We start from the raw sequence: 15362 nt of genomic DNA on the forward strand, positions 1-15362 counted from the left end.
CGTGGGGCGACCCGCTCACGCGACGATCCGCTCAAACGACGATCCGCTCGTGGGGCGACCCGCTCCTGCGGCGACGCGCTCGTGGGGCGACCCGCTCGCACGGCGACCCGCTCACGCCGCAACCCGCTCGTGGGTGAGTGCTCCCGCTATGTGGACACCGCGGCCACATCGTGGATTTTTGTGAACCTTGGATACTTGCGCCCACATACGAGCCGCCGAGTAGCCGGAGGGAATCTCACCCTCCGGCCCTCACAGATCCGTACGTGACAGTCTCCCGTCATACGGCTCTTGTCGTTCTGATCACCAGAAAGCAGTGATCCAGGCCCAGTGCGCGAAGGCCCTCGGGTATTGGCTGGTGATGCGTTGCCATCCCGCTTTCGCCTTCTTGAAGGTCCGGATCCGTTTGAATTTGTTCCGCAGGAAACGCACGAGGTAGGCGTTGATGCGTTGCAGGAATGGATACATCACAGACCGGTTATACCGCCCGTAGTACTGCATCCAGCCCCGCACGATCGGATTGATCCACCGTGCGATATCAGCCAGAGTCAGACCCGACCCGCGATCCAGCCGCCACCGGCGGACCGTCTCGCTGATCTTCTTCAGAGCGTCGTTGCTGATCGCCGGCGTGAAACCGGTGAACGTTACCTGTTCCCTCTCATTTCGTGCCCCCCGAGAACGAAACGTGTATCCCAGAAACGTGAAAGCGGTGTGCTCATATGTTGCCCGCCGCTTCCCGTCTCTGCAATACACGATCCGCGTCTTCTCGGGATGAAGCCGTAGCCCCACCTGCTCCATCCGGGCAGCAATAGCCTGCACCAGATGTTCGGCTTGAGCGCGGCTCTCACAATGCACCACCGCATCGTCAGCGTACCGTTCGAACGGATTCCCCGGGAACTCCCGGACCATCCACATGTCGAACGCATAGTGCATGAACAGGTTCGCCAGCACAGGCGACACCGCCGAACCCTGCGGTGTCCCCCGATCCCGTGGCCGTATCGTGCCGTCCATCAGTTGCACCGGCGCAACAAGCCACCGTTTGACATACAACACAATCCACGGAACATCAGCATGCCTCTCGACCGCCTTGACCAGCAAGCCGTGATCGACGCTGTCGAAGAACTTCTGAATGTCCAAATCGATCACCCAGTCGTACTCCCAGCAGCGCCGCCTGCACACGCTGACCGCGTCCAGCGCCGAGCGACCCGGCCGATACCCATACGAGTCGGGGTGGAAGATCGGTTCGACCTTCACCTCCAACCGGTGGGCCACGACCGTCTGCGCCACCCTATCCGCGATCGTGGGAACCCCCAACATACGAGTGCCCCCACCATGCGTCTTCGCGATCTCGACAGCTTTCACCGGGGGCGGAAAATAAGTACCTGACGACATCCGATTCCAGATCTTGTACAAATTGTTCTTCAGATCCTCCTCGAAGCCCTCGACACTTATGCCGTCCACCCCCGGACCGCCCTTCTTCGCCTTCACCTGCTGATAGGCGTCCCACACCTCCCGCTTACCAATATCAAACGGCTTACCCGCTGATGACTTCTGCCCTTCCACATGACTCCTCCCGGATGAACCGGTTGATCAGACGAAAGACCACGAACGACCCGACCCCTTCGCTCAACCACCATTACAGCGGCCTTCATCACTACTACGAGTCGGTCCGCCAGCACGCCCGGCCACGGTACTCAATCTCTCACGGGTATGAGCCGCTTGAGACACTCCCTCTCACCACCTGAAACACAGGCGAACATATCCGGGCGTGCCTTCCCCTGTTCCATACGAGAGCAGCAGACCAGGCTCACGTCGCCATGCATGCCGGACACCGCCTGGCCAATAAATCGGGCACCCGCCAGACTCACCCCGGAAGAAGTTACGACCCCCCGGTTTTGATGCCACTTCATTGGATAACGACACCTCAACAACGATCGTCTTCCTGATCCCCACCTGACACATCACGTGTGCCTTTTCCACATCGCTCACCACGACGGTCTTCAGCCAACGCAGCATGTGGCGGTTTGAAGCCTCCCCCCGAACGGGCGACTCCGAAGGGCCAAATCCTTCATCTCCCGTACAGCATCAATTCCAGAACTCTGCCTACAACCAAGCTCCTTCACCGTTCAGGGCACAAATAACTCTCCAAGGTTCACATCTGGCGGGAGAATCCCCGTGGGCAAAAGCCGCATTATTGGGCAAAAATACACTCCACAATGGACCGTAATCCCACATTGCGGATGCCGAGTCCAGGGCGTGGTCGCCCGTCTCAGTAGGCGGCCGCTGGTCCCACATAATGGAAACGCCGCGTGCCATCCGTCGAGTCAGGCCGCCAATGGTTCAATCGAGCCCGACCGGTAACCGGAAATGTCGGATATGCGGAGGGTGGGCGGAGGGAGCACGGCGTTTCGCGGCCACTGCGCCGACCGCATGAGCCGCGAGATCCGCGAGCTGCAAGACCCGCGCGAGCCGCAGAAGCCGCAGAAGCCGCGAGCCGCCGGATCCACCAGACCGCGGGCGTGGTGGTCGGCGATCGGGACGTCGTCGCGCGCGCACGCGCTGCCCTGGAGCCGGCCCGGGATCAGCTGATCGGCGCGGGGAGTGGGGTGCTCACACTCGGGCCTGCCACGCGGTGGCTGGACAGACAGCATGGTGGCGCCGCGCGACGAGCGGCGCCACCAAGCCTAGACGGTCACTCGTCGCCGCCGTCGTCCTCGAAGACCTCGTCCATGGCCTCGCCGAGGATCATGCCACCGACGACACCACCCGCGACGCCGGCCACCATGCCGCCCATGCCGGGACCGTGGCCTCGATGACGCACGTGCCCGTGATAGCCACCGCCGCCGAAACCATGACCCGCGCCCCCGTACGAACCGCGCAGACCCTCGTATCGACCGGTGGCCTCACGCACCCACGAGTCCACGACCGACGCCCAGTCCATGGTGTCGGCCTCGGCGTGCGACACCCGGAAGCGGCCGTACGTGTCGTGGCCGGGCTGCAGGAACCCGCCGCGCTTGTCGAACTCGAGGATCACCTCGACGCCGGCCGGATCGGCCACGAAGGTCACCTCGACCTCGTTGATGCCGTGCGCGTACTGGGCTGCCGGGTAATACTCGATCTCCTGGTAGAACGGCAGCTGGTGGTCGACGCCGTAGATCCGGCCGTGTTCCAGGTCGGCGCCCTTGAACTGGAAGCCGAGCCGGCCGAGCGCCTCCAGGATCCGCTCCTGGGCCGGGAGCGGATGCACGAAGACCTGGTCGAGGTCGCCCTTGTCGACGGCCTTCGCCACGGACAGCTCGGTGCGCAACCCCATGGTCATGCCGCGCAGGCGCTGGCCGTACATGTCGGTGATCGGGGTTTCCCAGGGAACCGGGAATTGGAACGGCAGGTCGCGCTGCTCACCCTTGCGCAGCTGGAACATGCCGGCGACTTGCTGGCGGTGGAACTCGACGAGGTTCTCGCCGTGCTCCGACTCCACGCGGGTGACCAGGCCCAGCACGATCTGCTCGATGGTCACGTCGTGGTCGCCGCCGACGATCCGGACCTGGCCGTCAAGGGCCAGGCCGGGGCGGGTGTTCGGGTTGGCCAGCACGGTGTCGACGGACGGTCCGCCGACACCGAAGGCGCGCATCATCTTTTTGAAAACCACCGGGTCATTCCTCCTTGAACAAACGGGGTGGCTAAATTTCAGGCGGGGACCTGGTCCGTCTCGTCGTCGAAACGGCCGATCACCTGTTCCAGCAAGTCCTCCAGGGCGACGAAGCCGGCGCCCGGGCCCACCAGAGCGAGCTGGGCGCGGCCGGCCCGCATCGCGGTCACCGCCTCGACCACGCTGGACTCGGCGTCCAGCACGAAGGGCGGGTCCATCAGCTCGGCCGCGGTCACCGGGTGATCGGCCGTGGCGGCCCGGACCGCGTCCCGGACGTGCACCACGCCGACGATGCGGCCGTCGTTCGCGGACACGGCCAGTCGCGACCGGCCGCTGGTCAGCGACGCCCGCTCGATCGCGGTGGCGTCGGCGGTCGGCGGCACGGTGACCAGGGCGTGCACGGGGGCGGCGAGGTCGCGTACGCGGAGGGAATTGAGCTCGAGCATGCTGGTCAGCAGCTGGGTCTGCTCGGCCGCGATGGAGCCCTCGACCGCCGACCGGTCGAGCAGGATCCGCATCTCGGCGGGACCGTGCGCGACGGCGAGCTGATCCTGCGGGTGCACGCCGAACGGTCGCAGCGCGACGTTGGCCAGGGCGTTCAGCACGCGCAGCGCCGGGCGGGCGAGTCGGGTGAAGGCCACGAACGGCACGGCCAGCAGCGACGCCGAGCGTTCCGGGTGGGTGATCGCCCACGACTTCGGCATCATCTCGCCGATCACCAGGTGCAGGAACGTGACGACGACCAGCGCGAGCAGGAACGCGATCACGTGGCTGGCCACCGACGGCAGGAAACCGTGCAGCAGCGGGGCCAGCAGATGCTCCAGCGCCGGCTCGGCCAGCGCGCCCAGACCCAGTGAGCACAGCGTGATGCCGAGCTGGGCGCCGGCCAGCATCACCGACAGCTGACGGGTGCCGGCGAGCGCTGCCGAAGCGCCCCGGCCGCTCATCTGCTCCAGACGGTGCCGCTTGCTCGCGACCAGCGCGAACTCGGCCGCGACGAAGAACGCGTTGCCGGCCAGCAGCAGAACAACCCAGAGGGCGTTCATCGGGAGATCCGCACGGTCTGCGGTACGTGGCGGTCGACGGTCTCGACGCGTACCGAAAGGGAATCGAGAGTGAGCGAGTCGCCGGCCTCGACCACCCGCCCGAGGCGAGCCAGCACCAGGCCGGAGAGGGTGTCGTAGTCGTCACCGGTGGGCAGCGTGACGCCGGTGGCATCGGTGATCTCGTCGATCCGCCAGCGGGCCGGGACCAGCCAGGAGCCGTCGTCCTGGCGTTCCGGCGCGGGCTCGGGGAGATCGTCCTCGTCGTGGATCGGGCCGACGCAAGGACCCCGGGGAGCCGGAGGGACGCGGGCACAAAAAGGGGATCAACCGAAATGTCGGAAATGTCGGTCGAAAACCGTGCGGCGGATGGGACAGCCAAGACGTCTGTCACGCCGACCACGCCGACGATCTCATCCAGGGACGAGCCGCGTACGGGGAATCGGGAGCGCCCGGTCGACATCAGCTCGACCACGTCGGCGGCCACGGCCGAGGACGGCACGGTCACCACGTCGACGCGGGGCACCATCGCCTCGGCCGCCGTCCGGCCCCGGAAGTCGAGACCGCGATCGAGCAGCGTGGACAGCTCCGGATCGAGCTGACCGTCGGCGCGCGACTCCTCGATGATCTTCTCGAGGTCTTCCTCGGTGACGCCCTCGGGCAACTCCTCGATCGGTTCGATGCCGATCCGGCGCAGCAGGCCGGCCGCCGCCCGGTCGAAGAGCCGGATGATCGGGCCGAGCACCGCCAGATAGATCAGCGTCGACCGGCTGAGGGCCTTGGCCAGCTTTTCGGCGCGGGCGATCGCGAGGTTCTTGGGCGCGAGCTCGCCGAGCACCATCTGCACGACGGTCGCGATGATCAGCGCGAGCGCGACCGAGACGACCTGCGCGAGCATGCCGCCGCCGAACAGCGAGGCGAAACCCGACCCCAGGAACGGCTCGGCCACGTAGCCGACGATCAGCGCGGTCACGGTGATGCCGAGCTGGGCGCCGGACAGCACGAACGACAGGCGCTCGGTGACCTGCAGAGCCCGCGCGGCAGCCTTGTCGCCCTGCGCGGCGTCACGGCGCAGGCGGCCACGGTCGGCGGCGACGAACCCGAATTCCTGGGCGACGAAATAACCGGTCACGGCCGTGACGAGGAGGACCAGCAGGAGACCGATGACGATCAACATGGCTGGTCGGATCGGATGACTTGAAGCCGGGCCGAGCCCGGCCGACTACTGCCGCTCACCGGCGAGACGTTACCAACGGCGGCTGAAGACTAGCTGTGAGTGGGCCGGACGGAATCGGTGTAGAAGCTGCTCAGCACCATGCTGATCTTCGCGAGGTCGCTGGGCCAGTCGATGTCGCGGGTGGCCCAGCTCAGCGCGTACGCCTTGCCGTTCATCGCGAACCATCTCGTCCGCGCGCGCAGCCCCAGCCCGGACGCGTCGGCGTACGAGTAATCCCAGTCGGCGGCCTTCTCCAGCAGCGGCTTCGCCTCGATCCCGATGCGCTGGTATTGCGGCAGCGCACCGGCCGCGACCAGGCGTTTCTCCTCGCGCTCGCAGGCCGTGACGGGATCGCCCTTCGGGTCGCGGCCGGTGTCCAGGCTGAGCACCCGCCCGCCGGCCGGATCGCGGAAGCAGTAGGTGGAGCCGATCTTCTGCCACGTCCAGCCGTCCGGCACCGGGATGTGGAAGCCGGTCCCGTCGGCGAAGTACGACCAGCCGCGGATCAGCTCCCACCCGTTGACGCCGCGCGCGGCATCACGCTGCGGCAGGCGCGGGGCGAGGGACGGACCCGGCCCGTCGCAGGTCGCGGGCGAGAAGCCAGCGGTGATCATGGTGGCGCGCGACGTGGGTTTATCTGCGGTCGGTTCACCACCAGATTTCGCCAAATATCCCGCCAGAACGCCGCCTGCGCCGAGCACGGCAACGGTCGCCAGGCTGGCCACGACGACCCTCGGCCGGTGATGCAACGGCGGCGGCGGGTCGTCCGGGGGCGGCGGCGGCCCGGGCGGGGGCGGCGGCGGGGTGGCAACCGCCACGACCGAGGAACCGCCCCGACGCTGAGCCGGAATCGTCACCACCCCGGGCGTGGCGGCCACGATCATCCGCAGCCGGCGGTCCACCTCGCTCGCGGTCAGCCGCACGTGCGGGTCGTGCCGCAGCAGCCCGGTCAGCACCGGCCCGAGGAGACCCGCCTTCTCCGGCGGATCCGGCGGCTCGGTGGCCAGCGCCATCAGCGTGGCCATCGCGGTCTCCCGCGCGTACGGCGATCGGCCCTCCACGGCCGCGTACAGCGTGGCGCCGAACGACCAGAGATCGGACTCCACCGTGGACGCACCGTCGCGCGCGCGTTCCGGCGACACGTACTGCGGCGAGCCCACCACCAGGCCCGGCCCGGTCACCGACCCATCGTCCACGAACGTGGCCAGCCCGAAGTCGGTCAGCACCACCCGGCCGTCGTGCCCGATCAGCACGTTGTGCGGTTTGATGTCGCGGTGCAGCACGCCTGCCCGGTGCGCGGCGGTCAGCGCGTCCAGGACGGCCAGGCCGATGCGGGCGGCGGCGGCCGGCGAATACGGTCCGTCATCGTGGATCACCTGGTGCAGCGACCGCGACGGAACGTACTCCATCACTATCCACGGTTGGTTGTCCTCGTGGACGACGTCGAAGACCCGCACGACGTGCGGATGGTTGAGCCGGCCGGCACTGCGGGCCTCACGCAGCGTACGGTCGCGCAGCCGTTCCTTCTCCGCGTCGGTCATCCACTCCGGCGGCACGAACTCCTTGACCGCGACGTCCCGGTCCAGCATTTCGTCGCGGGCCAGCCAGACCCGGCCCATGCCACCGGTTCCCACCACTTCGTGCAAGCGGTACCGGCCGGCGACGAGCATGCGTCTGACCGCCATTCCGCCCCCACACGCCATCGCCGTGAATAAGCCTCACCGTTTGTCAGAATAATCAAGCGGAGCCCTCGGAAGGAATGTCGATCACCCGGACACCGCGTAGACCACAAGATTGTCCTTATATGACCGCAGCGAATGATCAAAAACCCCGCCGCAGGTGATCAGCCGTAGCTGCCGGTCCGGGGTCGGCCCGTAAACCCACGACGCCGGGAATTTCGTCTTCGGATACCACGCCGTTGCGGTGACGGTGAAACGCACTATCGTGCCGCCGCGGGTGACGTCGATGTGATCACCGACGGTCAGTTCGCGCAGCCGATAGAAGATCGCCGGACCGGATTTGGAGTCGACGTGACCGGCGATCACGGCCGGTCCGGTGTCGCCCGGGGCGGTGCCGTCCGCGTACCAGCCGGCCCGGCCGAAACTCTTGGGCGGCTGAAGGGCGCCGTCGCGGCCGAGGCGGAGACTTTCCAGCGTGGTGTCCAGGTTGATCGCGGCGATCCGCACCCGGGTGGGTGGTCCTTGGGGGGCCGCGGCGACGGTCGCGAAAGGATCTCCGGAAGGCCTGGCCGGGTCGCTTGCGGCGGGTGGCGCGACGGCCCATCGGCCGAGATCTTCGCGGTCGGCCTGGTGGTGGGTCGCGGCGAGATATCCGCCGCCGGCCAGGACCGCCGCGACGGCGCCGGCCAGGGCCGGGAGGAGGAGGCCGCGCTTGGGTTTGTCGCGCACGGCAGCGGCCGGCGTGTGCGGTGCGGCCTCAACATCCTTTCGCGGTACGCCGGGAGCACCGTCAACAGCGATTTCCGGTACGCCCGGAGCACCGCCAACAGCCATTTCCCGTACGTCGGGAGCACCGTCGGCCGGCATGAGCGGAACCGGATCGGGGGTGCCGGGCGCGGCCGCTCTCAACGGTGGAATTTCCGCGGGCTGTGGGGTCTTGAGGACGGGCCGTACCCGGCGCGGGAAGGCGATCGAGCGAGAGGCGAGCCGGGGCCAGCGTCGCGACGGTTGCCGGGGCATGCGCAGTGCCCCGGGGACCGACGCGAACGCGCGGACACCAGGGGGTTTGACCACCTTGGCCACGCCGCGAGCGGGACGGTCCAACGGTTCGGCCGCGGCGGCGTCACCGTCGGACCGCGCCGCCGCGACGGCATAGCCAACGGACGGGTCCGCCGCCACGGCGCCCTCGGACGGGCCCGCTGCCACGGCGCTGCCCTCGGGTGGGTCGGCCGCCACGGCGCCCTCGGACGGGCCCGCTGCCACAGCGCTGCCCTCGGGTGGGTCGGCCGCCACGGCGCCCTCGGACGGGCCCGCTGCCACGGCGCTGGCCTCGGGTGGGTCGGCCGTCACGGCGTACCCCTGGGGCCTGGTGTTGGAAGGTCGGCCGGCACGGCGTACCTCTCAAGCGGTTTGGCGCCGGCGCCGGACGACGAAAGCCAGACCACCGGCCAGAATCGCCGCGATGGAGGCGATCAGAATCGCGGTCGGCACGCGGGATCCGGGCTGCGTGCCGCCGTCGCCGGTGGCCACGCCGCCCAGCGGGACCGTGCCCTGGCGCTTGGCGTCGACGTGCAGCTCGGGTTTCAGGCCGCCCTTGCCGTCGTCGAGCACGACCAGCGAATACACGCTGCCCGCACCGAGTGTGCACGGCAGCGTGCTGGACTTGCCGCCGCCGGACGGTTGCACCTCGACGCTCCATTTGCCGGGGTTGACCTCGCGGTACGCGGTCGTCGTGGCGAACGCGACGTTGTCGGCGATCTTGGTGCCGTTCTTGCCCTCGACGTTCAGGACCGGTGCCTGGACCGACGCCTGGATGATCCGCACCTTGGACTTTCCGGCGTCGGGCAGTTTCAGGTCGTCCTTGAGCACGCGTAACCCCAGGTCGGCGAAGCGCCCGACGCCGGCGACCGTATACGCGCCGCCGTCGCTCACCCCGACCTCGGTGGTGATCACCGGTTTTTCGCTCGCCGGCGCGCCCTCTTTACGCATCGCGACCTGGTAGTTGCCGCTGGGCAGCCGGAGATATTGGGACATGGCCCCATATCCGACGCCGTGGAAGACTTGTTCCTTCGCCGAGCCGGACTCGGCCTTGAGATAGACGTCCACCGCCGGAGTGTCGGGCGAAAGGTGGGCGAGACGGACATAGCCGTCGCCGGCCGCGTGTGCCGGTGTCGCGTAGAGAGTGATGGCGGCGAAGGCGGCCAAAGCCGCTGTTGCACGGATGAACACGGGGCCCCCTGCGTGGTAGCCGCTTCAAGTGGTGACCGTTTATATCCGCCCTGTATCTGATCGCACATGGTCCGTAGCGGCAAGTTTTTGTCATACCCCGGAGGGAAGATGGGCCCATGACAGAGGTGCTGGAGCAATTCGGGCCGGCCACCAGGGAGTGGTTCCGGCAGGCGTTCGCCGATCCCACCGCGGCCCAGTCCGGGGCGTGGCGGGCGATCGGCGCCGGTCGCAACGCGCTCGTGGTCGCGCCGACCGGCTCCGGCAAGACGCTGGCCGCGTTCCTCTGGTCGCTCGACCGGCTGGCGCACGAGGCCATGCCGGAGGATCCGCGGAAACGCTGCCGCGTGCTCTATGTGAGCCCGCTCAAGGCGCTGGCCGTCGACGTCGAGCGCAATCTGCGGGCGCCGCTCACCGGCATCCGGCAGGCGTCCGGCCGGCTCGGCGTGCCGCCGCCCGACATCACCGTCGCGATGCGCACCGGTGACACACCGGCCGACGAGCGACGCCTTTTCGCCCGTACGCCTCCGGACATCCTGATCACCACGCCCGAGTCGCTGTATCTGTTGCTCACCTCGGCGGCGCGTGACTCGTTGCGCGGCGTGGAAACGGTGATCATCGACGAGGTGCACGCGGTCGCGGCCACCAAGCGCGGCGCCCACCTGGCGCTGTCGCTGGAGCGGCTGGACGCGTTGATCGGCCGCCCGGCGCAGCGGATCGGATTGTCCGCGACGGTCCGGCCGATCGACGAGACCGCCCGGTTCCTCGGCGGCGCGCACGACGTCGAGATCGTCCAGCCGCCGGCCGCCAAGACCATCGAGGTCACCGTCGAGGTGCCGGTGGAGGACATGACGCGCCTCGACGAGGTGCCCGAGGTCGACCCCGACGAGGGGGGCGGCGGCCGGCACACGCCGTCGATCTGGCCCGCCGTCGAGGAGCGCGTTCTCGACCTGATCCAGGCGCATCGCTCGACGATCGTCTTCACGAATTCGCGGCGCGGGGCCGAGCGGCTCTGCGCCCGCATCAACGAGCTCGCCGCCGAGCGGGCCGGCGAGGTGCTGCCGGTGCCGGCCCGGCCGCCGGCCGAGATCATGGCGCAGGCGGGGCAGGCCGGTGGCGCACCGCCGGTGGTCGCCCGGGCGCATCACGGCAGCGTCTCGCGCGAGGAGCGTAAACAGATCGAGGAAGCGCTGAAGACCGGCCGGCTGCCCGCGGTGGTCGCCACCTCCAGTCTCGAGCTCGGCATCGACATGGGCGCTGTCGATCTGGTCGTGCAGATCGAGGCGCCGCCGTCGGTGTCGGCGGGCCTGCAGCGCATCGGCCGGGCCGGGCACCAGGTGGGCGCGGTGTCGCGTGGCGTGGTCTTCCCGAAACATCGGGGCGACCTGGTCTCCTGCGCGGTGGTGGCCGACCGGATGGCGGTCGGCGCGATCGAGGAGCTGCGTTATCCGCGTAATCCGCTCGACGTGCTGGCCCAGCAGATCGTCGCGATGGTCGCGCTGGACCCTTGGCAGGTGGACGAGCTGGCGGCGTTGGTGCGGCGGGCGGCGCCGTTCGCCGAGCTGCCCGAGTCGGCGCTGCACGCGGTGCTCGACATGCTGTCCGGCCGCTATCCGTCGACCGCGTTCGCCGAGTTGCGCCCGCGGCTGGTGTGGGACCGCGGCACCGACGAGCTGACCGGCCGGCCCGGGGCGCAGCGGCTGGCGGTGACCAGCGGCGGCACGATTCCGGACCGGGGCATGTTCGGCGTGTTCCTGGCCGGCAGCGAGCGCGCGTCGCGGGTCGGCGAGCTCGACGAGGAGATGGTGTACGAGTCGCGGGTCGGCGACGTCTTCCTGCTGGGGTCGACGTCCTGGCGGATCGAGGACATCACGCCCGACCGGGTGCTGGTCTCCCCCGCGCCCGGCGCCCCGGCCCGGATGCCGTTCTGGAAGGGCGACGCGCTCGGCCGTCCGATCGAGCTGGGCCGGGCGATCGGCGCGCAGCTGCGCTCGCTGGTCCGCGCGGACGAGGACAAGGCGATCGCGACACTGCGCGACGCCGGGCTCGACGAGTGGGCCGCGAACAACCTGGTGGCGTATCTGACGGAGCAGCGCGAGGCCACCCGCAACCTGCCGGACGACCGGACCATCGTGGTCGAGCGGTTCCGCGACGAGATCGGCGACTGGCGGATGACCGTCCACTGTGTGCTCGGGGCGCGGGTCAACGCGCCCTGGTCGCTGGCGATCGCGCGGCGCCTGTCCGAGCGGTACGGCGTGGACGGCCAGGTGATGCCGTCCGACGACGGCATCGTGGTGCGTCTGCCGGACACGGCCGAGGAGCCGCCCGGGGCCGATCTGGTGGCGTTCGACCCCGAGGAGATCGCCCAGATCGTCGAGGAGTCGGTCGGTACGTCGGCATTGTTCGCCTCCCGGTTCCGCGAGTGCGCGGCGCGATCGCTGCTGCTGCCCCGCCGCGATCCGCGCCGCCGGCAACCGCTCTGGCAGCAACGCCAGCGGTCCGCCCAGCTGCTGGACGTGGCGCGCGAGTTCGCCGACTTCCCGGTCACGCTGGAGGCGGCCCGGGAATGCCTGCAGGACGTGTTCGACGTGCCCGGCCTGGTCGGGCTCATGCGCGAGGTGGCCGGCCGCAAGGTCCGGGTGGTCGAGGTGGAGACGCCGCGCCCGTCGCCGTTCGCGCGTTCCCTGCTGTTCGGATACGTGGGGGCCTTCCTCTACGAGGGCGACGCGCCGCTGGCCGAGCGCCGGGCGGCCGCGCTGGCTCTCGACTCGACGCTGCTGGGCGAGTTGCTCGGCCGCGTCGACCTGCGTGAGCTGCTCGACCCGGAGGTGGTCGCGGAGACCGAGGCGCAGCTGCAGTGGCTGTCCACGCGGCGCCAGCCACGCGACGCCGAGGACACCGCGGAGCTGCTCCGGCTGCTGGGCGACCTGTCCGATATGGAGTTGGCGGCGCGTGGCGTGGAGCCGGCGTGGATCTCGTCGCTGGAGGCGGCGCGGCGGGCGATCCGGATCCGGGTCGCGGGCGAGGAACGCTGGATCGGCATCGACGACGCCGGGCGATATCGCGACGCGCTCGGCGTGGCGCTGCCGGTCGGGCTCCCCGAGGCCTACCTGGAACCGCTGAACGACCCGCTCGGCGACCTGGTCGCGCGGTATGCGCGCACGCACGGCCCGTTCGCGGCGGCGACCTGCGCGGCACGGTTCGGCCTCGGCGTGTTCGTGGTCGAGCAGGCGCTGAAACGGCTGAGCGCGACCGGGCGGGTCGGCTCGGGCGAGTTCTCCCCCAGCGGCGCCGGGACCGAGTGGTGCGACGCCGAGGTGTTGCGCATGCTGCGGCGTCGTTCGCTGGCCGCGCTGCGCCGCGAGATCGAGCCGGTCCCGCCGCGGATACTGGCCGCCTTCCTGCCGCGCTGGCATCAGATCGGCGGCAACGCGCGCGGGGTGGACGCGCTGGCGGCCTCGATCGAGCAGTTGCAGGGCATCGCGGTGCCGGCCTCGGCGTGGGAGCGGCTGGTGCTGCCGACCCGGGTGGCCGACTATGCCCCGCCGATGCTCGACGAGTTGAGCGGCGGCGGTGAGGTGCTGTGGGCGGGGTCCGGCGGGATCGGGAGTAATGACGGGTGGGTCACGCTGGCGTACGCGGACAGCGCCCCGCTGCTGCTGCCCCCGCCCGACGAGGAGATGGCGCTCACACCGACGCATCAGTCCGTCATCGACGCCCTCGCCGACGGGCAGGCGCTGTTCTTCCGGTCGCTGTCCGACCGGGTGGGCGCGACCGACGACGCGGCGCTGGCCGCGGTCGTGTGGGATCTGGTCTGGGCGGGCTATCTGACGAACGACACGTTCGCGCCGTTACGGGCCCTGCTCGGCGGCAGCGGGGCGCATCGAGCCAAGGCGGTGCCCGCTCGTACGCGGTACCGCCGGCCCGGTCGTCCGGTCATGCCGGCGCGGGGCGGTCCGCCGAACATGGCGGGCCGCTGGTCCCGCCTGCCCGACCGCGATCTCGACCCGACCCGGCGCGCGGCGGCACTGGCCGATCTGTTGCTGGAGCGGCACGGCGTGGTCACCCGCGGTGCCGTGATGGCCGAGGGGGTGACCGGCGGGTTCGCCGCGGTCTATCCGGTGCTGGGCGCGCTCGAGGAGCGGGGTGCCGCGCGCCGCGGTTACTTCGTCGAGGGGCTGGGGGCGGCGCAGTTCGCGGTGCCGGGAGCCGTGGATCGGTTGCGCGGGTTGGCCGAGCCGGCCGAGCTGGCTAAACGGACCGCGGCGGGGGCGGTCGTGCTCGCGTCCACGGACCCGGCCAACCCGTACGGCGCCGCGTTGCCCTGGCCCGAGCGGGTGATCGACAGCGGCGACGGCGAACCGGTCCCGAAAGCCGGTCACCGGGCCGGTCGCAAGGCCGGGGCGCTGGTGCTGCTGGTGGGGGGTGAGCTGGTGCTGTATGTGGAGCGCGGTGGCCGCACGCTGCTGTCCTTCACCGACGACCCGGAGTCGCTGATCGCGGCCGGCCGGGCTCTCGGCGCGGCGGTGAAGTCGGGGGCGCTCGGCGTGATGTCGGTCGAGAAGGCGGACGGCGAGTCGGTGCAGACGTCGCCGCTGCGGGAGGCGCTGACGGCGGCCGGGTTCCGGGCTACGCCAAGGGGGTTGCGTTTGCGGGCTTAGCCAAGCCGCTGTGCGGCTTTAGTTGATCAGCTCTTGGTAGGCCGCCAGAACCGAACGGGTCTGCTCGGCCAGCCGGGTGCCGGCATCGGGGAGCGTCGTGGTCGCCGAGAGTTCCGCCTCGGCCGACCTGATCGCCTGGCGCATGTCCTGTTCGCGGATGAAGTCGCGGCCGGCCTCGTCCGCCCGGCGCAGGCCGGCTTCGCGGCGGGCCAGGTCGATATCCAAGTCGGACAAGGCTTCCTTCGTGGCGCGCAGCTGGGCGTTCAGGTCGTCGGACGCGGTGAACTCCGGGCGGCTGAGCTCGGCCAGGACGCCGATCAGGGTCTGCCGGCGGGACAGCAGGCCGGCCGTCTCCCACAGCGCGTCGGCCAGCATCTGCTCGGCCTCGGGTACGTCCACCAAGGACCCCAGGGCGGGCCAGGTCTCGCTGATCCGATCGGCCAGGGCAACCGCGCGGTGGAAGGCGGCGCGCTCCGAGGTCAACGTGTACTTTTCGGACCCGGCGACGCTCAACCCTCGGGACCGCAGCCGGCGCCGCAGGGGCTGGACCAGGGTGGAGGTCGCGAGCAGCAGGCCACCGCCGACCGCGTAGGCGGCCTCGACCGGCGCGTACGCCGCCGTGATCGACCCGGCGACGACGGGCGGCACGACGACGAACGCCGCGTCGATAACGGAAGCGCGAGCACGACGAGGTTCAGCGGTGCCCGCCGACACCCATTCCACCAGCGCCGCCCACGGGCGATCCACGCGCTCGGCACCGCCCATCCGCACGCGCCCCCGGGAGACGACGGTGACGTGCGCATCCCGCGCCACATAAAGCCGTCCCGCCACAAGCCTCACCCCGAAATATCCTGATATTTCCCCCAAGGATAGGCCCGCCGAGAAGGAGAA

9 protein-coding genes and 1 pseudogene are annotated in these 15362 nt (G+C 69.8%); 2 read left to right on the forward strand and 8 right to left on the reverse strand.

Annotated features, from left to right (window positions below; genetic code table 11):
* Positions 1-300: 300 nt before the first annotated feature.
* A complete protein-coding gene (ltrA, locus tag HH310_RS40390; protein WP_169181058.1) occupies positions 301-1560 on the reverse strand; it encodes a group II intron reverse transcriptase/maturase in 1260 nt (419 codons plus the stop codon).
* An 867-nt stretch (positions 1561-2427) separates the two neighbouring features.
* Here ltrA and HH310_RS40395 point away from each other — a divergent pair.
* On the forward strand, positions 2428-2586 hold the full coding sequence (locus HH310_RS40395) for a hypothetical protein (RefSeq protein WP_169181059.1): 159 nt from the start codon (positions 2428-2430) through the stop codon (positions 2584-2586).
* A 103-nt stretch (positions 2587-2689) separates the two neighbouring features.
* Here HH310_RS40395 and HH310_RS40400 read toward each other — a convergent pair whose 3' ends face one another.
* From HH310_RS40400 to HH310_RS40425, 6 genes and pseudogenes are all read right to left on the reverse strand, one after another.
* Positions 2690-3646: a sporulation protein gene (locus HH310_RS40400; RefSeq protein ID WP_169181060.1), complete on the reverse strand. Its 957-nt coding sequence runs from the start codon at positions 3644-3646 to the stop codon at positions 2690-2692.
* A 38-nt stretch (positions 3647-3684) separates the two neighbouring features.
* Complete coding sequence (locus HH310_RS40405; RefSeq protein WP_169181061.1) at positions 3685-4692, reverse strand: hemolysin family protein; 1008 nt, start codon at positions 4690-4692, stop codon at positions 3685-3687.
* Positions 4689-5866 (reverse strand): annotated as a pseudogene (locus HH310_RS40410) (hemolysin family protein). The gene HH310_RS40405 and the pseudogene HH310_RS40410 overlap by 4 nt, the downstream one beginning before the upstream one ends.
* A gap of 89 nt (positions 5867-5955) precedes the next feature.
* On the reverse strand, positions 5956-7590 hold the full coding sequence (locus tag HH310_RS40415; RefSeq protein ID WP_169181062.1) for a serine/threonine-protein kinase: 1635 nt from the start codon (positions 7588-7590) through the stop codon (positions 5956-5958).
* Between the two features lie 81 nt (positions 7591-7671).
* Positions 7672-8934 carry a class F sortase gene (locus HH310_RS45670; protein WP_211193258.1) on the reverse strand — a complete coding sequence of 421 codons (1263 nt, stop codon included), beginning with the start codon at positions 8932-8934 and terminating at the stop codon, positions 7672-7674.
* A gap of 51 nt (positions 8935-8985) precedes the next feature.
* Positions 8986-9813 (reverse strand): DUF4397 domain-containing protein, encoded by an 828-nt coding sequence (locus tag HH310_RS40425; protein WP_169181063.1) that lies wholly within the window; start codon positions 9811-9813, stop codon positions 8986-8988.
* 116 nt (positions 9814-9929) lie between these two features.
* Between HH310_RS40425 and HH310_RS40430 the strand changes: the two genes are divergently transcribed.
* A complete protein-coding gene (locus HH310_RS40430) occupies positions 9930-14471 on the forward strand; it encodes an ATP-dependent helicase (RefSeq protein WP_169181064.1) in 4542 nt (1513 codons plus the stop codon).
* Between the two features lie 18 nt (positions 14472-14489).
* Here the strand turns inward: HH310_RS40430 and HH310_RS40435 are convergent, their stop codons facing one another.
* Positions 14490-15302, reverse strand: a complete 813-nt coding sequence (locus HH310_RS40435) for a hypothetical protein (protein WP_169181065.1) — start codon at positions 15300-15302, stop codon at positions 14490-14492.
* Positions 15303-15362 lie beyond the last annotated feature (60 nt).

This window comes from Actinoplanes sp. TBRC 11911 (assembly GCF_012933445.1).
Classification (GTDB): Bacteria; Actinomycetota; Actinomycetes; order Mycobacteriales; family Micromonosporaceae; genus Actinoplanes.